This is a genomic window from Paraburkholderia sp. BR14320 (assembly GCF_040948665.1).
Lineage (GTDB): Bacteria > Pseudomonadota > Gammaproteobacteria > Burkholderiales > Burkholderiaceae > Paraburkholderia > Paraburkholderia youngii.
The window spans coordinates 23155-42759 of sequence record NZ_JBFPKG010000030.1; the positions used below are offsets into that span (position 1 = coordinate 23155).

Sequence of the window (19605 nt, forward strand, 5' to 3'; positions counted from 1 at the left end):
TTGCTTGTCATTGCGTACAAAAAAATCCCTGCAGCGCGGTAGCGCATGCAGGGATTTTTAGTTTAGCGGCCGATGCCGCCCGTTTTACTTCACCGCGCTGACCATATAGTCGACCGCCGCCTTCACGTCCGCATCCGATGCATTCGAGCCGCCCTTCGGCGGCATCGCGCCCTTGCCGTGCAGCGCGTAGTTGTAGACCGTGTCCATCGAGTCCTTCAGGCGCGGTGCCCATGCTTCCTTGTCGCCGAACTTCGGCGCGTTCAGCACGCCGGCCGCGTGACAAGCCTGACATACCGACTGATACAGCGCCTTGCCGGCCTGCGAAGCATCCGCGCTTTGTGCGCCGCCCGCTGCCGGGGCGGGAGTCTGCGGCACGCTGGCCATGGCGGCCATCGCCGCGGCGGCTTGGGCCGCGCCTGCATCCGATGCGGCTGCCGTGCCGGATGCCGCAGCGGCACCCGATGCCGCCGCCGCGCCCGCCGCCGGCTGCGCCGGCTCGGGGAAGCTCGCGCCCGAATTGTTCGCCATATAGACGACCGCGCGCGCGATCTCGAAGTCGCTGTAGTCGTCGGGGCTGGTGCCGCCGCGCGGTGGCATCGCACCCTTGCCGGACAGCGCGGTGTGCCACAGCGTGTCGAAGCCTTGCGCGATGCGCGGCGCCCAGTCGGCGGTGTTGGTGAATTTCGGCGCGCCTGCGGCACCCGACGCGTGACACGCCGAGCAGACCGCCTTGTAGACTTCCTCGCCGGTCTTGTAGACGCGCGGGGCGTTGGCGTCGCGGATCTCGACCTGGGCGATCGGATGGATGCGGGAGGTGACTTCGGCTTCGGAGAGGGAGTCGGTGCCGGCGCCGGTGCGTGTCGAATTATCGACGTAGACGGCGAGCAGAACGATAATGATGATCGGCACAGCGAACCCGGCGATGACCGCGGCGATGAGCTGTGCTGGGGTTTTGATCGGGGCTCCGTGTGGTGCTTCGCTCATGCTTGTCTCGTCTCCGTGGGTATGTGAGCGGTACAGCGCGACGGCAACTTCTTGTTCTTTGTCAGCCACGGACGATTATAGACGCAAGGTTTCGGCGGCGGCGAGGGGGCCTGGAGGGTGTTCAGCAGGCGTTTACCCGGATCGGCATGGACGATGACAGAGCTCGGGGAAGACGCTGAGGCGGGCGTCGGAGGCCGTCCGGTGGACGGTTCGGCTGAAACCGGGTATGCTTGCGGTCTCTCGCGTTGGCGTCGAGTCCATTCTGGTTGTCGCGCTTTCGTGTTAAGTCCCCGCAGTTTGTAGTGATGCGCCCGTAGCTCAATGGATAGAGTACTGCCCTCCGAAGGCAGGGGTTGCTGGTTCGATCCCAGCCGGGCGCGCCAAGAATTTTTCCCCCTAAAGTTCATAGTCGGCGGCGGTCGATTGCGCGGGCAAGGCACGCTCGTCAATCCGTTCCCGCGCCGCGCTTCGCCAAAATCTCCCCGGTAATCAAATCGAACACACGATCGGCGCGCGCATGGCCGTCGGCCTGCGCGCGGGCGAGCAACGCCGCGCCGGCCCCGCGCAGCGTCACGCACGACGCATGAAGCGCCGACGCCAGGTCCTCGATCGCCCCCGTCAAACACGACCCATTACCGCCGATTCTTCTGATTCAATGGACTGGCAGAGGAATTGGCGAGGATTTGACCGTCAGTTCGGGGGTTTGTTTGAGCCCAATCCGATTTAGTCTCATCCTCATCTGTAGCGATCCGCTAATCGGCTCCCCTTCCCGGCAAAGTAGAAACTCATGAATCGCCAGCTGCAATTATTTGCCAAGCTCAACTCGCCGTACTACGTCTATGCGCCGGATTTCACGCTTGCATCCGGCGGCATTCGCGCGATGCACTACCTGTGTCATGCGCTCAATCTGGCAGGCGAAGAAGCCTACGTCACGACCGACAAGGTGTCTCCCGGTCTGCGCACGCCCACGCTCACGCTCAAGGAGGTCGAGCGTCATCGCGCCGAAAATCGCGAGCCGATCATCGTTTATCCGGAGGTCGTGAGCGGCAATCCTGCCAACGCCCGCCACGTCGTCCGCTATCTGCTGAATGTGCCGGGCTTTCTGCATCAGAAAGGATATACGTGGGGCGCCGACGACCTCATTTACGCGCATGGAAGCTGTGTCGTTCCTGCGGGTATGGAAGCGGATCTGCTGCAACTGCCGCTCATCAATACGAGCATTTACAACCGCGACGGCGTCGACGATACGAAGCGCTCGGGCAGTCTGGTCTTCATTAATCGCTATTTGGGCCGCGGGGGGCAACTCAGTCCGATTACGGAAGGGTGCACGGAAATATCGTTCCGTGTCGTGCGGCGCACGCCCGAACAGCTTGCCGCGCTTTATCGGTCGGCCGAATTCCTCTACACGTACGAGCCCTCGACAGCCTGCTTCGAGGCGATGCTGTGCGGATGCCCGGTCGTGTATCTGCCGAATAACGTCATGCTCGACATGCCGCCGCCGAGCTACCTGACCGATGTCGGTTCGGCGTGGGGCAATTCGCCCGAACAGATCGAGCATGCGCGGCGCACGATCGATCGCGTTCCCGAGGTCTACGAGCAGGTCAATCAATCGTTCCTGCGCGAACTCGAAGCTTTCATCGATCGGACCCAAGCGCGTGTGCGCAAAATCGCGTCCGCGCAAGCCGCGCAAGCCGCGCAAGCCGGCCCGATTCCCGCAAAAAAGCGCGTGATTTTGTTGTCGGCCGATCCCGCAGGCGCCACCGCGCCGCTCATGCGCCTCATCAAGCCGCTGGGTCTCGCGCCGGACGACTGGGAAGTCGTGTCAGGGTTGCAGGACGGTCAGGTCAACGTCGACCTTACAAATCCGCCGCAACTGATCGTGCTTCAACGGGCCATCGTCGGCATGTTCTCGCTCGATGCGCTGAAACAGTTGTTCCGTCTCGGCATCCCCATTGTCTACGATACGGACGCGCGTTTCGATGCGCAGAGCGAGCAGTTCAAGGCATCGATCGACTATGCCGTGCAACATGCCCATGCGGTAATCGTGGCCAATGAGCAATTGGCCGACGCGTATCGCGCGATCTCGTCGCGCGTGCATGTCGTACCGAGCCAGGTGGTATTCGAGCTCTTCGAGCATCCGGTTCGCGCGGCCGCGCCGGTGGTTCGTATCGGTGTATTCGGCAATTCGCTGGAAGCGTCGAATTTCGCGGTGCTCGACAAAGCGCTTCGCAAGATTCATGACCGTTACGGCAACCAGGTCAAATTCGCGTTCGTGGGCGAGACATCTCCTGCGGGCTGGGGTGCAGGCCGGGGCGCCCGGTTCGTCAAAGTCGCGCCGACGCTCGACGAGCGCGCGCGTCAACTGCATGAGCTCGGGCTCGATATCGCGCTTGTGCCGCTCGACAATACCGCTTTCAATGAAAGCGGCTCGACGGCGTCGTATCTGGAATTCTCCGCGGCCGGTATGGCCACCATCGCGAGCGCGCGCGCGGCGTATGGCGCGGCGATCCAAAACGGTTACGACGGCTTGCTGGCGAACGACACCGAGCAAGACTGGATCGATGCCATCGGCAAATTGATCGAGACGCCGTCGCTGCGCCGGCAACTGGCGCATACGGCGCAGGCCAAGGTGCGCAGATGGCATTCGCTGCGCGAATTGCCCGCGTCTTTGGAAGGCGCGCTAATGAGCGCGTTGGGTGTCGAACAACCCGAGCCGCCGTCGCAAACGGAGAGTGCGTCGGAAATCGTGCGCGGCGTGCTTGTTCTCGATCCCGAAGGTTGCGGCGAGCAGATCGACCGGACCTTCGGTTATATCGACTCCACGCCGTACAGGGATTTGATTCGTGTTGTGCTGACTACTCAGCAGGACATCCTGCCGGAATGGACGACGAAACTGCGATATCTGAAAGCCGCCAATCCGCGGGAATACGAAGCCGCCGCCGCTCAACTGCTCGCGCTGCCGACTTTCGATTGGGCGCTTGTGACCGAGGCGGGAACCATTCAAGCGGGAATGCAAGTGCAATGAAAAAAGTTGCCATCGTCCAATCCAACTACATTCCGTGGAAAGGATATTTCGACATGATCGCGGCCGTCGACGAGTTCATTCTCTACGACGACATGCAATACACGCGACGCGACTGGCGCAATCGCAATCAGATCAAAACGCCGCAAGGCGTTCAATGGCTAACGGTGCCCGTGCGCGTCAAGGGCCGTTACGACCAGAAAATCAATGAAACGGAGATAGACAGCGATACGCCCTGGGCCGGTAATCACTGGAAGGCGTTGACGCAGAACTACCGCCGGGCGCCGCACTTCGAAGAAATCGCGGCTTGGCTTGCGCCGTTCTACGAGGAAAAATCGTTCGTCTTGCTTTCGGATTTCAATCGAAGTCTGATCAGCGAGATTTGTAAGTATCTAGGCATCAAGACGCGTATTACGAGTTCGTCGGATTACGTGCTGGCGGATGGCAAAACGGAGCGGCTGGCCGATCTCTGTGCGCAAGCCGGGGGGGCGACCTATATCTCGGGGCCGGCGGCGAAAGACTACGTCGACGAGAGCATTTTTCAGAATGCCGGAATCGAATTGCAGTGGTTCGAGTACGCCGGGTATCCAGAGTATCTGCAGCAGTGGGGAGAGTTCACGCACGGCGTGACCATCCTGGACCTGCTGTTCAACTGCGGGAAATCCTCGGCGCAGTATATGAAGTACGTCGCGTCGTGATGTCGGAAGACGGGAAAACTGAAACCATGTTCGTCGAACGCACTGTCCCCACCGGCCGTTACGGCATAACGGAACAGGTCCAGGGAACCTCCGAAGCAGAACTCGCGGCCGAAAGCCTCCGCAATGTCGGCTATGCCGTTCTCGACGCCGGATACGACGCCGCCGGTTTGCAGGCATTGCAGGCGGAATTCGAACGGGTGCGCCACGCCTATATCGATCATTTCGGCGAAGACCGCCTGCGCCGTCTGAATGAGTTTCATACGGTGCGCTCGCCGCTGACGCTCGATAGCCGCTCGTTCCTCGACCTGGCCTTGAATACGGCGCTACTCGATACGCTCAGGTGCGCCATCACCGGGACGTTCATTCTGAATCAGCAGAATGCACTGGTGAATCCGCCTGGAGAGGCGTACAGCCAGGGCGCGTGGCACCGGGATTTGCCGTACCAGCATTTTGTGGCGTCGCGTCCGATCGCCATCAACGCGCTCTTTTGCGTCGACGATTTCACGAGCCGGAACGGTGCGACCTTTATTCTCCCGGCCTCGCACAAGTCCGAGAAATTCCCGAGCGACGAATACGTGCGCCGCAATGCGCTTCAGGTCGAAGCCAAAGCTGGCTCGTTCATTCTGCTGGACTGCATGCTTTACCACTGCGGCGGCATCAACAGTTCGCCATTGCAACGCCGCGCGGTGAATCACGTATTCACCATTCCGTACCTCAAGCAGCAGATCAATATTCCAGCCAATCTGGCTTCGGCGGCGTTGACGCCCCGGGATCAGGCGATCCTAGGCTTCGGTCATCAGGAGCCCGCCTCTGTCGATGCTTATTTCGCGCAGCGCGAATCGCGACAGTAATCAGGAAAAAATATGACCCGGAATAACGACACGATTCACGCCGAAGTGGCGAAGTACTACAGCGGCAAGCTCAGCGAGCACGGGGAAAGCCCGCGCGGCGTTGACTGGAACGGCGAGGAAGGCCAGACGCTGCGATTCGTCCAGCTTTCCAAAGTGATCGCCCCGGATCGACAGTTTTCGATCAACGATATCGGCTGCGGGTACGGCGCGTATTACGACTTTCTGTCGACGACGCATCGCGATTTCAGTTATGTCGGCACCGACATCAGCAACGACATGGTGGTCGCCGCACGCAATCGCCATGCCGAAGCCGATAACGCGAAATTCCTGTTTACCGAACGCCCCGCCGAGCCGGCCGACTATAGCGTGGCGAGCGGCATTTTCAATGTGCGGATGGAGCGCACGGACGGCGAGTGGCTCGACTACGTCAAAGCAACGCTCGATGTGATCGCCGAATCCAGTCGTGAAGGTTTCTCCTTCAATTGTTTGACGTCGTATTCCGACCGCGACAAGATGCGCGACTACCTCTATTACGCCGACCCGGCCTGGGCATTCGATTTCTGCAAGCGCCGCTATTCCCCGCACGTCGCGCTGTTGCACGACTACGGTTTGTACGAGTTCACCATCCTCGTAAGGCAGAAACCATGAAGAAACCCTTGGTGATTTTTGGCGCCGGTGACATTGCTGAGCTCGCGCACTTCTACTTCACGCACGATTCGGATCGTGAAGTCGCCGCGTTTACGGTCGACGAGGCCTGGATCGACAAGCCGGTGTTCTGCGGTCGGCCGGTGGTGGCGTTCGAATCGCTGGCCTCGACTTACCCCGCTGACAAGTACGACATGTTCATCGCTCTGAGTTATTCGAAGCTCAATGCGATTCGCAAAGAGAAATATCTGGCGGCGAAGGCAATGGGTTATGGCATCGCCAGCTATGTCAGCTCGCGTGCGTATGTGCCGGACCCCAACCGGATCGGCGAGAACTGTTTCATCCTCGAAGACAACACGATCCAGCCGTTCGCCACGATCGGCAACAACGTGACGCTCTGGAGCGGCAATCATATCGGCCATCACTCGCAGATCGGCGATCACACCTTCGTGGCTTCGCACATTGTCGTGTCGGGCGGCGTAAAGATCGGCGAGCAGTGTTTTATCGGCGTCAATGCGACGCTTCGCGATCATATTCAGATCGGCGATAGATGCGTGGTTGGCGCCGGCGCCATCCTGTTGGCCAATGCCGAAAGCGAAGGCGTCTATATCGGCCAGGCGACGGAACGTTCGCGCGTTCCCAGCACAAGGCTCCGCGGGATATGAACAGGACGCCACGGTGGGAGAAGCAGCGAATGATCTTCTGCCCGCCCGAAACAGGCGGGCATCCCAAACTGCGTTCGCACGCGGCTAATCCGCTGCCTTTGCAGCTGGATGGCGACGTCTATCGCATCTTCTATAGCGGCCGCGATGAGCAAAATCGCTCGTCGGTCGGCGCGGTCGATGTCGATATTGTCCGGCGCGGGATTGTCGCGACGCATCGCGAGCCATTCCTGATTCACGGCCCCGCAGGCAGTTTTTATGCCGCCGGCGTGAGTATCGGCAATTGCTATGTCGCGAACGGCATCCGCTACATGCTGTTCATGGGCTGGCAAAACCCCGAAGGCGGACATTGGCGCGGAGATATCGGCCGGGTGCCCGTTACCGACGATCTGATGCTCGACGAAAGTCGCGTCGAAATGCTGATGGGCTCCGATGCCTGCGATCCCGTCAGCTTGTCGTATCCGTGGGTGATGGGCGCCGAGGGCGGCGGTTTGCAGATGTGGTACGGCTCCACCGTGACGTGGAATGCCGGTAACGGTGAAATGCTGCACGTCTTCAACTACGCCACCTCCGACGACGGCGATCAGTGGGTCCGTCACGGTCAGGTCGTGCCGCATCACCTCGGCACGGCACAGGCGTTTTCTCGCCCCACCGTTTGTCTGCATCCGCAAGGCGGCTACGAGATGTGGTTTTCGTATCGCAGCGGCAGCGGCACGCCTTATCAGATCGGTTATGCAAAAAGCGCCGACGGCAGAAACTGGGTGCTCGCGCTCGACGAAGTCGGCATCGAGCCGTCACCGCAAGGTTGGGACGCCAACATGATCGAGTACCCGTACGTGTTCGATCATAAAAACGAACGATACATGCTTTACAACGGCGACCGGTTCGGAGCGACTGGATTCGGACTCGCAATTCTGCGTCGAGACTAGAGTCATAAAATGAAAAAGATCCCGTTCAATCAGCCCCATATGGGCGGCAAAGAGCTGTTCTACATTGCACAGGCTCACATCAACGGAAAACTGGCCGGCGACGGCCCGTACACCAAGCGATGCCACACCTGGCTGGAAACGACGACCGGCTGCGATAAAGCGCTGCTCACGCACTCGTGCACCGCGGCGCTCGAAATGGCCGCGCTGTTGCTGGATATCCAGCCCGGTGACGAAATCATCATGCCGTCTTATACCTTCGTATCGACGGCCAATGCGTTCGCATTGCGCGGCGGCATTCCGGTATTTGTCGATATTCGGGAAGACACGCTCAATCTCGACGAGCGTCTGATCGAAGCCGCAATCACGCCGCGTACGCGCGCGATCGTGCCGGTGCATTACGCAGGCGTTGCGTGCGAAATGGACACGATCATGGAGATCGCGCAACGCCATAATCTCCAGGTGGTGGAAGACGCCGCGCAAGGGGTGATGGCGACGTACAAGGGGCGGGCGCTCGGCAGCATCGGCGACCTCGGCACCTACAGTTTCCACGAAACGAAAAACGTGATTTCGGGCGAAGGCGGTGCATTGCTGGTCAATCGGCCCGAATACGCCGAAGCCGCGGAAATCATCCGTGAAAAAGGCACGAACCGAAGCCAGTTTTATCGCGGCCAGGTCGACAAGTACACGTGGCAATCCATCGGTTCGTCGTTTCTGCCCGGCGAGCTGATTGCCGCTTTTCTTTGGGCCCAGCTCGAAGAGGCCGAGCAGATCACGAAAACGCGACTGGAAAACTGGTCGCGCTATCACGCCATGCTGGAGCCGTTCGAGGCGAAAGGCATGCTGAGGCGGCCTGTCGTTCCGGAGCACTGCCAGCACAATGCGCATATGTATTACGTGCTGGTCGAATCGCTCAGCGAGCGACAGCGTGTTCTGGAACGGCTGCGTCAAAACGGGATCGATGCGGTCTTTCACTACGTGCCGCTGCATTCTTCGCCTGCGGGGCTGCGTTATGGCCGCACGCACGGCTCGCTCGCGGTGACGGAATCGCAGGCGAACCGGCTGATCCGGTTGCCGCTTTGGTTCGGCATGACGGAGGACGACCAGCAGCAAGTGACTCGCGCATTTGCTGCGTTCCAGATTCGAGAACGGAATTTCGTCGAGGCAGTATAGAGTCCCGCAGGTTGAGCCTAAATATGAAAAGAATGGTAATTCCGGCTCAAATTGCGGGTTGAATTCCGGCGTCGGAAAAGAGGGGCAAGGATCGAGAACGAGGCGGCTTTGCCGGCGGTCGCAGCCGAATGCGAAGGCGCCCGAACATGAGCGCGGGACTCACGCGGACGAAACCGGGATGATCGTTGAGCATATGCCGCCAGGGAGATCGCCAGACGGCGGTGCGCGTCACGCACAGGCCTAATTAATTGTCTGCTCACTGCACCGCAAGCGCGGCGTTGATGTCACGCGCCGAACCACGCAGCGCAGGCCTGTCGCACGCGCTCCGCGACAGCGGGCCACGGTTCATCCAGCCCTCGCCTGAACAGACGAACTGTATCGGGATACCACGGCGAGTCGTCGCGGCCGTGCATCCAGCGCCAGTCCACGTCGCGTGCCGGCAAGAGCACCCAGCATGGTTTGCCGAGCGAGGCTGCCAGATGTGCTGTCGACGTGTCCACGCAGATCAGCAGATCGAGTTGCGAGATGACCGCAGCCGTGTCGGTGAAGTCTTCGAGGTCCGCGCCGAGAGGCAGGATCGGGAGGCTCGCAGGAAATGACAGCGCTTCGTCTTCCCCCGCGCCTTTTTGCAGGCTCACGAACTTCACGTCCGGCAGGCTCCACAGCGGCGCAAGTGCGTTGAGCAACGGTAGCGACCGGTGCACGTCGTTGTGGTGTTTCGGGTTGCCCTTCCACACGAGACCCACGCGGTGTCCCGCGCCCAGAGCGGCAAGGCGCGCGCGCCAATGGTCGACGCGCGACGGGGCCAAGGTGATGCGCAGGGGCGGCGGAATCGTGTCGAGCGTCGTGCCTAGATACAGCGGTGCGCTGAGCGCGCTGGTCCAGCAATCGAAATCGCCGGCACGCGCGGAGGCTTCGTCATGAGTGAGCACGGCGTCGACTCCATCGACATCGGCGAACAGGCGTTGTAGCGGTGCCATACAGGCAAACGCGACGTGAGCGGCGCCCTGGGCCTTCAAGAGGCGCAGATAGCGCCCGAATTGCAGCATGTCGCCCAGTCCATCCTCCTGCCAAACGAGCAGTGATTTGCCGGCGAGCGGCTCGCCTCGCCAGCGCGGGCACCGCAGCATCGACTGCGAGGCGTGATGCGCGAAGCCAGGCATGTGGTAGCGGCATTCGTAGAGCAGAAAGCCTTCCTCGAAGCGGCCCATGCTGATGAGCAGCGTGGCGAGACGGAACTTCGCGTCGCCGTAGTCGGGGCGCAGTGCGAGCGCGCGGCGATAGGCGGCTTCGGCTTGCTCCAGGTCGCCGAGTTCTTTCACGATGCTGCCGATGTTGAAGTGGGTTTCGGCGATATCGGCGCGCAATGAGAGCGCGTGGCGAAACGCCGTGAGTGCCTCGGGGAGGCGAGCTTGCGCCAGCAGCGTGCAGCCCAGGTTATTGGCCGCTTCGACACGGTTCGGCGCGAGCCGAAGCGCGTCGCGATACGCGGATTCGGCATCGGCCAGTTTGTCCAGGGCGTGCAGCACGCAACCGAGGTTGTAGTGCGCCTCGGCGAACGCGGGGCGCAACGCAAGCGTCTGCCGGTAGGCGTTTTCCGCCTCGGGCAGGCGCTTGAGTTCGGTGAGCACACAGCCGAGGTTGTTGAGCGCGTCCGCGTAGGCCGGCCGGATCTGAAGCGCGAGCCGGCAGGCCAGCTCGGCTTCGCGAAGCCGGCCGCGCGTCCTGTAAATGGCGCCTAGGTTGTTCAGTGCCTCGGGGTATTGCGGGTGCGCGAGCAGAGCCTGCCGATACGCTTCTTCAGCCTCTTCGATCCGGCCGCGTTCGCACAAAAGATTGCCGAGGTTGTTGTTCGCCTTCGCAAATTGAGGATTCGCGGCGAGCGCTGTGCGATAGGCCGCCTCCGCTTCGTCGAGGCGGCGCTGCTCGTGAAGCACGATGCCGAGGTTGTAATTCGCGTCGACGTGATTCGGGCGAAGAGCGAGCGCCACGCGGTACGCGGCCTCGGCGGTGTCGTGCCGTCCGAGACGGTGCAGGACAATGCCGCGATTGCTGTGGACATCGGGATCCTCGGGGCGTATCGCAGCAAGCAGTCCATAAACCGCTTCCGCTTCGGCAAGCTGGTTGAGGGTCGCGAGCATCGCTCCGAGGCCCAGATACGCATCGGCGAAATCCGGCTTCGCCTGAATGCAGCGCAACCATAGAGATTGCGCGTGCGCGGGCCGGCCCGCACCCGTCGCGCACACGGCCGCGAGGTTGAGCGCATCGGCGTGCTGCGCGTCCTCGGGGGTGGCCTCCGTGCCGACCAGAGGCGCAAGCAGCGCCAGTGCGTCGGCGAACTGTCCGGTGGCGCTCAGGGCGGTGGCTTCGCTCAGAATGTGCTGGCGCGTGGGGGCGAGTGGGCTCGTAGCGGTCACGGTGGGCGTGGGGGAATCGTGGATTTGCAGCTTAAGGTATGAGCTCGCGCGGTGGCGGCCCGAATTGAGCGCGAAGCGCGGTTCAATTCGACCGATGACGGGCAGCGCGGGCTTTGTATTTCGAAGCCGTAAGGTCGGGCGCACATCGAGCGCGATCCGCGACGCATCAGCATTGCGACGCGAAAGAGGTCATCGACGCCCCCGAGCCTCAAACGGCGGAAACCCGAAGGACGAAGCCCAGGTTCCCCCGATCTCTAATGACGTGTCCCCCGCGACGCGCTGACGTAGGAAGGGGGCAGGGGCGTATCAACAAGTGGCTAAAGTTTTCCCGGGTGGGGTCGTAATCACAAACAAGGCGGCCAACCAACGAACCGCTGCCGTTACTGGGCCGAGGGCCCCATCAGGAGAATTTCAATGCTCGGAATCAACAGCAATATCAACTCGCTCGTCGCGCAACAGAACCTGTCTGGTTCGGGTAGCGCGCTGTCGCAGGCGATCACGCGCCTGTCGTCGGGCAAGCGCATCAACAGCGCAGCGGACGACGCAGCAGGTCTTGCGATCTCGAACATCATGCAGACCCAGATCAACGGTCTGAACCAGGGTGTGTCGAACTCGAACGACGGCACTTCGATGGTGCAAACGGCATCGAGCGGCCTGGCGTCGCTGACGAACAGCCTGCAGCGTATCCGCCAGCTGGCTACGCAATCGGCGAACGGCTCGATGACCGACGATGACCGTGCAGCGCTGCAGAAGGAAGTTGCACAGCAAGTTTCGGAAGTCAACCGTATCGCGTCGCAAACGACGTTCAACGGCATGAACCTGCTCGACGGTACGATGGGCAACGTGTCGTTCCAGGTCGGCGCGAACGTTGGCCAGACGATCAGCCTGAACCTGACGCAAGACATGTCGGCTGCGAAGCTCGGCAACGGCGTGCCGGTAAAGGGCAATACGCTCGGCACGCTCACCAACCTGTCGCTGGACTCGGCCGGTGCTGCTACGACTGGAACGGCCACGATCACCTCCATCAACGTGCTCTCCGACGGCAGCGGTGGCTTCACGTTCACGGATCAGAACAACCAGGCACTGACCAGCGCTGAAGTCTCGGGTGTGTTCGGTGCGGCAGCCAGCAGCTTCAACGGCACCGGTGCGGCTATGACGCTTGCGGATGCCGCCGTGAGCTCTGCGTCCGCCTACCAGACTGCGCTCAGTACCGCCAAGGCAAATCTCGCCGCTGGCACCGGATCGCAAAGTGCCGTCGACGCAGCTCAAGCTGGACTCGACAACGCCAATGCAATTGCTCAGATCAATGCGTTCAACACGCCGTCGACTGTTGCAAAGATCGACATCAGCACCCAGAGCGGCGGCAGCATGGCGATGGAATCGATCGACAACGCGTTGAACACGCTTAACAGCCTCCAGGCAACGCTGGGCGCGGCGCAAAACCGCTTCAGCGTCATTGGCTCAACGCAGCAAGCGCAATCGACCGACCTGTCGAGCGCACAGTCGTCGATCCGGGACGCGGACTTCGCGCAAGAAACGGCGAACCTGAGCAAGGCGCAAGTGCTTCAGCAAGCCGGTATCTCAGTTCTGGCACAAGCGAACTCGCAACCGCAGCAGATCCTGAAGCTCCTCCAGTAAGGCGCTTCCCGCTGCAGGCATCCGGCGCGCGGCTCGATGCGCGCCGGACGCAAACCCGTCGGGAGGCTTGCCTCCCGATTGTCTTTTCCTGCGTTACCCCGCTTGTTAAATCGCTTTAACCGGCATTGCCGACGCTCGGAGCCTTCTCATGTCCACCGTAACCGGATCCACCACCAGCGCGATCGCAAGTGCAGTCGCCACCACGACCGCAAGCGCCAACGCCACGGTGCAGGCAGCCGCCCAGTCGATCATTAGCGGCTCGACCAATTCGTCGATGGACACAAGTTCGCTCGTCAGCGCGCTCGTCAACGCCAAGACCGCCGGCCAGGCCGCGACCATCGCTGCCGAGCAGACCGCGGACAACACGCTGATCTCGGCATACGGCACGCTATCCGCGGCACTGTCCGCGTTGCAGGCAGCCGCCGGGCCGCTCAGCGACGGCGCGACGCTCAACTCGTTCTCCACCACCCTGAGCGGCAGCGGTGTGACTGCAACCGCCAGCACCGGCGCGGTGGCGGGTTCGTACTCGCTCAATGTGGCGCAGGTCGCCACGTCGCAAGTACTCACCTCGGCGGGCTACGGTTCGGCCACGAACCTGGCTTCCGGCGCGGCCACGATGACCCTGACGGTCAACGGCAAGAGCAGCACGATTTCCCTGAATAGCTCGAACAGCTCGATCGCCGGCATTGCATCGGCGATCAATTCGGCAAACGACAATCCCGGCGTAGTGGCGACCGTGGTGACGGGCGCGGACGGCGCGCACCTCGTGCTGCAATCGGCCTCGACCGGCGCGTCGAGCGGCATCAGCATCACTGTCAACGATTCGAATAAGGATGCGAGCGGCAACGCCGATGCCCTCAACCAACTCGCGGTGACGACGACCGCTGGCAGGTCGATCTCCAGTGCGAGCGACCTCACGGGTACCGATAGCAGCGGCAAAGCAATCAACCCCAGCCAGTCGACCATTACCGGCACGGGCTGGACCCAGACGCAAGCCGCCGAGGATGCGTACTTTACGCTCGGCGGTGTCGGCGTAACCAGCTCCTCGAACACCGTGACGGCGGCCGTGTCCGGCGTAACGCTGAACCTCACGGCAGCGGCGGTCGGCACCACGCAGACGCTCACGATCGCGCAGAACACCAGCGCAGAGTCCTCGGCGATCAACAATTTCGTCAGCCTCTACAACACGCTCGTTACGACGATGGGATCGCTGACGGCGTACAACGCGAACTCGACGTCGCAGGGCGTGCTGATCGGCGATTCTACGGTGAACATGATCCAGAATCAGCTCGCCAAGATCGTGGGCAGCGGCGTGGGCAGCGGCACCTCGAAGACGACGCTCGCCGCGATCGGCATCACGCTCCAGGCGGACGGCACCCTCTCGGTCGACAACACGACGCTCAGCAATGCGCTCCAGAACAAACAGTCGGCCGTAGCCTCGCTGTTCAACCCGACGAACGGCATCGCCGCGCAACTGGACGACAGCATCACGACCTACACCTCGTCCGGCGGCATCATCCAGAACCGCACGGATGCGATCAACAGCGAGCTGACGAGCCTCTCGAATCAGAAGACGACGCTCACGGCGTGGCAGGCCCAGCTCACTAGCATGTACACCGCGCAATTCACGGCGCTCAACACGCTCATGGCGACGATGAGCAGCAACTCGCAATACCTCACGCAACTGTTCGGTGGCGCCAACAGCGCAGGCGCGCTCGCCACGAACAAGAAGTGAGCGCAACGAGGAGCGAGTCATGCAGAACGTTGCAACGATCGAGCGCATCTGGCAGATGACGAAAGAGCTCGAACTGGCGGTCGCTGTCGGCGAGTGGGAGCGTGCCGCGCAAATCGCGGACGAGCGCTCGCCGCTCTTGACGGCGCTCGGCGCACCCCAGCCGCAGGAGGTCATGGCGCGGCTCAAGGCGATCCACGAGATCGACAGCCGAATTGTCGAGGCCGCGCAGGCCGCGCAGCAGGCGCTGGGCGCCGAGTATCAGGCGAGCATGCAAGCGAGCCGGAACGCCGGGCAGTATCTGAACGTGGCGCGGTACTGAAGCTGCCCTAACGTTCCATCGCGCCGTTCGCGGCGCGCGCGCTTCCCGGCCCGCCTTGTGCGGGCTTTTTCTCGCCTTTCCGTTGCTCTGACTTGAGAACGGACCGTTTTCGCAATCACTTCAGGCAAGAAAGAAGGAGTTCACGACTGCCCAAAACCCTTTGCGCTGCCATCGTTCTTCTCATTGAGGCTGAGTTTCACGCTGGATTCCCCGCGTATCTCGTAATCGAAGCCAAATTGGCGGCTGTTTTGACGCTAGCTCGGACCATCGGCGCAATTGTCCGCCCCCCATAATTTCATCGTTCCGACTTCCTGCCGCACACGCGCGCCCTCGTCATGACCGCTTTTCCTATTCCGGCCGACACCGTCCCGTTTGCCTCCGAACTACAGCAGAATCACGACATCGCGCTCGCCATGCAGAGCGCGATCGACCATCATCAGAAGCAGGAATATGGTGAGGCCGCAGCGCTCTATGCATCTGTCTTGGAGGTCGCGAGCGATCACACCGACGCGCACTACCACCTCGGCGTGCTGTTCATGCAAACGGAGCGGCCCGCCGAGGCCGTGCCGCATTTCGAGACGGTGCTCGGGCAGGTGCCGCAGAACGGGCAGATCTGGGTCTATTACATCAACGCCCTCGTCGCCAGCAAGCAGACCGAGGCGGCGCGGATCGCGCTCGACGTCGCGCGCCAACAAGGTCTTCCCGATGCAGCCGTCCGGACGCTGGGCGCGCGGATTAACGGGGAAAATGAGCGGCTCATGTCTGATCCGGAGGGCGAGGCAACCGCTCCGCAGGCCGATGCGAGCGGTTGCAACGCACCTCCTCTGGCACCCGAGACGGACGAGCGCGTGAAAATCGATACGCGCCGAGCAAGCCTCAAGGAGATGCGCCAATACCAGCATTTGTTGGACAGCGGGAAACTCGAAGCGGCGCTGAAGATTGCCCGCAGACTGACGCAGCAATACCCTGCGCACGGCGAATGTTGGTTCGAACTTGGGCGTGTCCTGCAACTCACGGGACGCTTCAACGAGTCCGTCGAGGCGGCCGAGCATGCCGCCCGCTTGCTGCCTAAACACATCCTCGCCCAGACAATACTGGCAGACCGGCTCATTGTCACTCGCCAGTATCAGCGTGCCGAGGCGCATTGCAGACAGGCGCTCGAAAAATACCCCGAGAATGCTTCACTGCATCGCAACTTGGGCTCCGCCTTGCTGGAAATGGGCAGATTCGCCGAGGGGATTGGCTATCTCCGCCGTGCCGTGGAGCTAGCGCCGAACGATGCATACGAATTCGACTCGCTCGCCTGCGCGCTGGGCAAGCATGGACTGTACGACGAAGCCGAAACCGCCTTTCGCCGCGCACTTGAACTGGCTCCGATGCAGTCAGTGACACACAGCAACCTGCTGTTCTACCTGATGCACAAGCCCGACCTCGATGCAGCCGGCGCATTCGCGGAGTTCCGCGCGTTCGCGGCACGCCACGAAGCACCGCTGAACACGCGTCGGCCCCGGCACACCAACGACCGTGATCCGGCGCGGCGTCTGCGGATTGGCTTCGTTTCGGGCGACCTGATCAATCACCCGGTTGCGTATTTCTTCCTGTCGGTGCTGGAGCACCTGGCGCGCGACCCTAGCTTGTCATTGCACATCTATTCGAACTACACGGTGACTGACAGCTTCACCGAGGAGATTCGCGCCCATGCACGGACCTGGAGCGAAATCTTCGGTATGAGCGACGACACCGTCGCACAGAAGATCCGTAACGACGGCATCGATATCCTCATCGACCTGTCGGGCCATACCGGCCGCAACCGACTCCTGACCTTCGCGCGCAAGCCGGCGCCGGTCCAGGTGAGCTGGATCGGCAACCCAGCCACGACCGGTCTCGATTCCGTCGATTACTACCTGTCGGACCGGTTTGTCACGCCGCTTGAACAGTTCGAGAGCTGGTTCTCCGAGAAACTCGTGTTCCTCCCCGCGCTCGCGCCGTTCAAGCCGCATCCGCAAGCGCCCGAAGTCAACGATCTGCCCGCGCTGAAGAACGGCTTCATCACGTTCGGCAGCTTCAGCCGGATCGTCAAGATCGGCCCCGAAGTTGTGGCGCTCTGGGCGCGGGTGCTACGCGAGGTGCCGGATTCCCGCTTGCTCGTCGGTGCGATTAGCGAGCCGGAGCAGATCACCAAACTGACCGGACTGCTCGCGGGCGAAGGCATCGACGTGAGTCGCCTCAGCTTTCTGAAGCGTGGAAACGTCGTGCACTACCTGCAGCAGCACCATCTGATCGACGTCTGTCTCGACACGTTCCCCTTCGGCAATTCGACCACGACCATGCAAGCGCTGTGGATGGGCGTGCCCACCATGACCCTGCCCGGCGTTTCGATGGCGAGCCGCAGCAGCACGGGGTGGCTTTCGCACCTCGGGCTAGACGCGGCCTTCGTCGCGCGGGACAAGGACGACTTCGTGCGCAAGTGCGCCGCGCTGGCCGCCGACCCCGAAGCGCTCGCGGTAGTGCGGCGGGAGCTTCGCGACTACTGCAGGCAGTCGGTCCTTATCGATGCGGGTACGATCGCCAATGCCGCGTCGCGCGCGTTTCGCATCATGTGGCAGCGGTGGTGCGATGGGCTCAAGCCTGAGCATTTCGAGGTGCTAGCGGATGTCAGCAATGCGCACAATGCAGGGCGGCATTCATAAAACTCCAGCGGTGTTCTGAAAATGCTCGAGGCGCGCGCGAGCAATTGCGTCATCTTTTGTCCCATGCATCGACTGCGTTCAGGCACGAGGCGTGCAGCGTAGCCGTCGGTCCCGGCTGCAACCTGGTGCAAGGCGGCGTATGCTCAACGGTCCCGGCATCGTCCCAAGCAGTTCGCTCACGCCATTCCGTCCACCCCAGTCTGGAGCCATCATGGAACTACGCAGGATCGGCACTTCCTCGTTGCAGGTCGCCCCGCTGATGTTCGGCGGCAACGTATTCGGCTGGACGGCCGATGAAGCCACCTCTTTCTCGATCCTCGATGCGTTCGTCGAAGCCGGACTCAATTTCATCGACACCGCCGATGTCTACTCGGCCTGGGTGCCCGGCAACCAGGGCGGGGAGTCGGAGACGATCCTCGGCAAGTGGTTCCGGCGAAGCGGCAAGCGCGAACGGATCGTGCTCGCGACCAAGGTGTCGAAGCATCCGCAGCGCAAGGGGCTGTCGGCGGCAAATATCCAGGCGGCCGTAGAAGACTCGCTGCGCCGCCTGCAAACCGATTACGTCGACGTCTATTTCTCCCACGACGACGACTCCGCGACGCCGCTCGCTGAAACGCTCGGTGCGTATCAGAAGCTGATCGAGGTGGGCAAGGTGCGCGTGATCGGTGCGTCTAACTATAGTGGCGCGCGCGTCGAGGAAGCGCTTGCGGTGTCGCGCGAGCACGGGCTGCCCGAGTATCAGTTGCTGCAACCCGAATACAACTTGTACGACCGCGCGCAATACGAGGGCGACAACGAACCGGTGGCGCTGGCGAATCATCTCGGCGTGGTGGTCTATTACAGCCTCGCGAGCGGGTTCCTGTCGGGCAAATACCGCAGCGAGGCCGATCTGGCCGGCAAGGCACGCGGGAGCCGGGTCGAAAAATACCTGAACGGGCGCGGCCTACGGATTCTCGGCGCGCTCGACCGCGTCGCGCAACGGCACGGCAGCACGCCGGCCGCGATCGCGCTTGCATGGCTGATCGCGCGGCCGAGCGTTACGGCCCCCATTGCGAGCGCGACCTCGGTCGAGCAGTTGAAGAGCCTGATCGCAGCTGTCCACCTGTCCCTCACCGCCGACGATATCCGTGAACTGGACGAAGCGAGCGCCTGATAAGGCGGGCGCCTCGATCGCCCACGCGAAGGCGATCGGCGCCAGGGAAAAGCCTGGCGCAATCGGTAAACCCCTGGTAGGATGGAGAGTTTCCTGATATCATCGGGAGTGAATTGAGATCTTTGCCTGTTTCGTCAGTGTTCTTCATTGATGAAAGGTTGGCGAAACGGCAACAGACGCGGCTTTTGCATTACGTCTGTCCGCGTTCCGCGGTGAACTCCCCACCTCTCTTTTCCGGCCTCCGTGGCCGCTTTGCCTCTCGCTTCATTCGTGGTTTGGCCGGGGTTGTTTATGAGCCTCGCGTTTGCCTGTTACTGGCCATGAATCGGAGTGACCGGAGTGCCGGTGCGTAAGTGGTGACCTGAGCGGTTACCGCCAAGCAATTAAACCCGTATCTAGTGATTGAGTTAGGAATTACATGACGACGATTCTTCTGAAGGAAAACGAGCCGTTCGAAGTGGCAATTCGCCGCTTTCGTCGCGCAATCGAAAAGAATGGCCTGATCGCTGAACTGCGTGAGCGCCAGTCGTACGAAAAGCCGACTACGGCTCGCAAGCGCAAGAAGGCAGCAGCTGTTAAGCGCCTGCACAAGCGTCTGCGCAGCCAGATGCTGCCAAAAAAGCTGCACTAAGCACGCTTTTTACGTACGCCGAACGGCGGTGTGAGCTTCGACAGAAGCCACACCGCCGTTT

The 19605-nt window shown here is 61.7% G+C and carries 16 protein-coding genes and 1 tRNA gene; 14 read left to right on the plus strand and 3 right to left on the minus strand.

Going from position 1 to position 19605, the window contains the following annotated elements:
* Positions 1 to 84: 84 nt before the first annotated feature.
* Positions 85 to 984 (minus strand): cytochrome c5 family protein, encoded by a 900-nt coding sequence (locus AB3X89_RS24750; RefSeq protein ID WP_368585627.1) that lies wholly within the window; start codon positions 982 to 984, stop codon positions 85 to 87.
* A 307-nt stretch (positions 985 to 1291) separates the two neighbouring features.
* Here AB3X89_RS24750 and AB3X89_RS24755 point away from each other — a divergent pair.
* Positions 1292 to 1367, plus strand: a tRNA-Arg gene (locus tag AB3X89_RS24755).
* Positions 1368 to 1429: 62 nt separating this feature from the next.
* On the opposite strand, the gene AB3X89_RS24760 is transcribed toward AB3X89_RS24755, so the two are convergent.
* Positions 1430 to 1606, minus strand: coding sequence for a hypothetical protein (locus AB3X89_RS24760; RefSeq protein ID WP_368585628.1), 177 nt, complete (start codon positions 1604 to 1606; stop codon positions 1430 to 1432).
* Positions 1607 to 1771: 165 nt separating this feature from the next.
* Between AB3X89_RS24760 and AB3X89_RS24765 the strand changes: the two genes are divergently transcribed.
* From AB3X89_RS24765 to rffA, 7 genes are read left to right on the plus strand one after another with little or no spacing between them, the layout of a single operon-like run.
* Positions 1772 to 4009, plus strand: a complete 2238-nt coding sequence (locus tag AB3X89_RS24765; protein ID WP_368585629.1) for a glycosyltransferase — start codon at positions 1772 to 1774, stop codon at positions 4007 to 4009.
* Positions 4006 to 4704, plus strand: coding sequence for a WbqC family protein (locus tag AB3X89_RS24770; protein ID WP_368585630.1), 699 nt, complete (start codon positions 4006 to 4008; stop codon positions 4702 to 4704). Before AB3X89_RS24765 ends, AB3X89_RS24770 begins: the two co-directional genes overlap by 4 nt.
* A gap of 26 nt (positions 4705 to 4730) precedes the next feature.
* The gene (locus tag AB3X89_RS24775; RefSeq protein WP_368585631.1) at positions 4731 to 5555 is read left to right on the plus strand and encodes a phytanoyl-CoA dioxygenase family protein; all 825 of its coding nucleotides are present in this window, start codon (positions 4731 to 4733) and stop codon (positions 5553 to 5555) included.
* 12 nt (positions 5556 to 5567) lie between these two features.
* Positions 5568 to 6203 (plus strand): class I SAM-dependent methyltransferase, encoded by a 636-nt coding sequence (locus AB3X89_RS24780; protein ID WP_368585632.1) that lies wholly within the window; start codon positions 5568 to 5570, stop codon positions 6201 to 6203.
* Complete coding sequence (locus tag AB3X89_RS24785; RefSeq protein ID WP_368585633.1) at positions 6200 to 6865, plus strand: acetyltransferase; 666 nt, start codon at positions 6200 to 6202, stop codon at positions 6863 to 6865. Before AB3X89_RS24780 ends, AB3X89_RS24785 begins: the two co-directional genes overlap by 4 nt.
* A 29-nt stretch (positions 6866 to 6894) precedes the next feature.
* The gene (locus tag AB3X89_RS24790; RefSeq protein WP_368585634.1) at positions 6895 to 7791 is read left to right on the plus strand and encodes a hypothetical protein; all 897 of its coding nucleotides are present in this window, start codon (positions 6895 to 6897) and stop codon (positions 7789 to 7791) included.
* 9 nt (positions 7792 to 7800) lie between these two features.
* The gene (rffA, locus tag AB3X89_RS24795) at positions 7801 to 8961 is read left to right on the plus strand and encodes a dTDP-4-amino-4,6-dideoxygalactose transaminase (RefSeq protein ID WP_368585635.1); all 1161 of its coding nucleotides are present in this window, start codon (positions 7801 to 7803) and stop codon (positions 8959 to 8961) included.
* A gap of 284 nt (positions 8962 to 9245) precedes the next feature.
* Here rffA and AB3X89_RS24800 read toward each other — a convergent pair whose 3' ends face one another.
* Positions 9246 to 11378 (minus strand): tetratricopeptide repeat protein, encoded by a 2133-nt coding sequence (locus tag AB3X89_RS24800; protein ID WP_368585636.1) that lies wholly within the window; start codon positions 11376 to 11378, stop codon positions 9246 to 9248.
* Between the two features lie 414 nt (positions 11379 to 11792).
* Between AB3X89_RS24800 and AB3X89_RS24805 the strand changes: the two genes are divergently transcribed.
* The 6 genes from AB3X89_RS24805 (at position 11793) to rpsU (ending at position 19544) form a co-directional block, all read left to right on the plus strand.
* The gene (locus AB3X89_RS24805) at positions 11793 to 13016 is read left to right on the plus strand and encodes a flagellin (RefSeq protein ID WP_368585637.1); all 1224 of its coding nucleotides are present in this window, start codon (positions 11793 to 11795) and stop codon (positions 13014 to 13016) included.
* Positions 13017 to 13164: 148 nt separating this feature from the next.
* On the plus strand, positions 13165 to 14751 hold the full coding sequence (gene fliD, locus AB3X89_RS24810; protein ID WP_368585638.1) for a flagellar filament capping protein FliD: 1587 nt from the start codon (positions 13165 to 13167) through the stop codon (positions 14749 to 14751).
* A 19-nt stretch (positions 14752 to 14770) separates the two neighbouring features.
* Positions 14771 to 15070, plus strand: a complete 300-nt coding sequence (gene fliT / locus AB3X89_RS24815) for a flagellar protein FliT (RefSeq protein ID WP_368585639.1) — start codon at positions 14771 to 14773, stop codon at positions 15068 to 15070.
* A 335-nt stretch (positions 15071 to 15405) separates the two neighbouring features.
* Complete coding sequence (locus AB3X89_RS24820; RefSeq protein ID WP_368585640.1) at positions 15406 to 17760, plus strand: tetratricopeptide repeat protein; 2355 nt, start codon at positions 15406 to 15408, stop codon at positions 17758 to 17760.
* A gap of 211 nt (positions 17761 to 17971) precedes the next feature.
* Positions 17972 to 18913, plus strand: a complete 942-nt coding sequence (locus AB3X89_RS24825; protein WP_368585641.1) for an aldo/keto reductase — start codon at positions 17972 to 17974, stop codon at positions 18911 to 18913.
* A 418-nt stretch (positions 18914 to 19331) separates the two neighbouring features.
* On the plus strand, positions 19332 to 19544 hold the full coding sequence (gene rpsU / locus AB3X89_RS24830) for a 30S ribosomal protein S21 (protein ID WP_006050883.1): 213 nt from the start codon (positions 19332 to 19334) through the stop codon (positions 19542 to 19544).
* Positions 19545 to 19605 lie beyond the last annotated feature (61 nt).

Bases quoted from the DNA above. Each gene is read 5' to 3' on its own strand.
- rffA (WP_368585635.1), top strand. From the start codon at position 7,801: ATGAAAAAGATCCCGTTCAATCAGCCCCATATGGGCGGCAAAGAGCTG.
- fliT (WP_368585639.1), top strand. From the start codon at position 14,771: ATGCAGAACGTTGCAACGATCGAGCGCATCTGGCAGATGACGAAAGAG.
- AB3X89_RS24765 (WP_368585629.1), top strand. From the start codon at position 1,772: ATGAATCGCCAGCTGCAATTATTTGCCAAGCTCAACTCGCCGTACTAC.
- AB3X89_RS24780 (WP_368585632.1), top strand. From the start codon at position 5,568: ATGACCCGGAATAACGACACGATTCACGCCGAAGTGGCGAAGTACTAC.
- AB3X89_RS24750 (WP_368585627.1), bottom strand. From the start codon at position 984: ATGAGCGAAGCACCACACGGAGCCCCGATCAAAACCCCAGCACAGCTC.
- AB3X89_RS24770 (WP_368585630.1), top strand. From the start codon at position 4,006: ATGAAAAAAGTTGCCATCGTCCAATCCAACTACATTCCGTGGAAAGGA.
- fliD (WP_368585638.1), top strand. From the start codon at position 13,165: ATGTCCACCGTAACCGGATCCACCACCAGCGCGATCGCAAGTGCAGTC.
- AB3X89_RS24790 (WP_368585634.1), top strand. From the start codon at position 6,895: ATGATCTTCTGCCCGCCCGAAACAGGCGGGCATCCCAAACTGCGTTCG.
- AB3X89_RS24805 (WP_368585637.1), top strand. From the start codon at position 11,793: ATGCTCGGAATCAACAGCAATATCAACTCGCTCGTCGCGCAACAGAAC.
- AB3X89_RS24825 (WP_368585641.1), top strand. From the start codon at position 17,972: ATGGAACTACGCAGGATCGGCACTTCCTCGTTGCAGGTCGCCCCGCTG.
- AB3X89_RS24820 (WP_368585640.1), top strand. From the start codon at position 15,406: ATGACCGCTTTTCCTATTCCGGCCGACACCGTCCCGTTTGCCTCCGAA.
- AB3X89_RS24775 (WP_368585631.1), top strand. From the start codon at position 4,731: ATGTTCGTCGAACGCACTGTCCCCACCGGCCGTTACGGCATAACGGAA.
- AB3X89_RS24785 (WP_368585633.1), top strand. From the start codon at position 6,200: ATGAAGAAACCCTTGGTGATTTTTGGCGCCGGTGACATTGCTGAGCTC.
- rpsU (WP_006050883.1), top strand. From the start codon at position 19,332: ATGACGACGATTCTTCTGAAGGAAAACGAGCCGTTCGAAGTGGCAATT.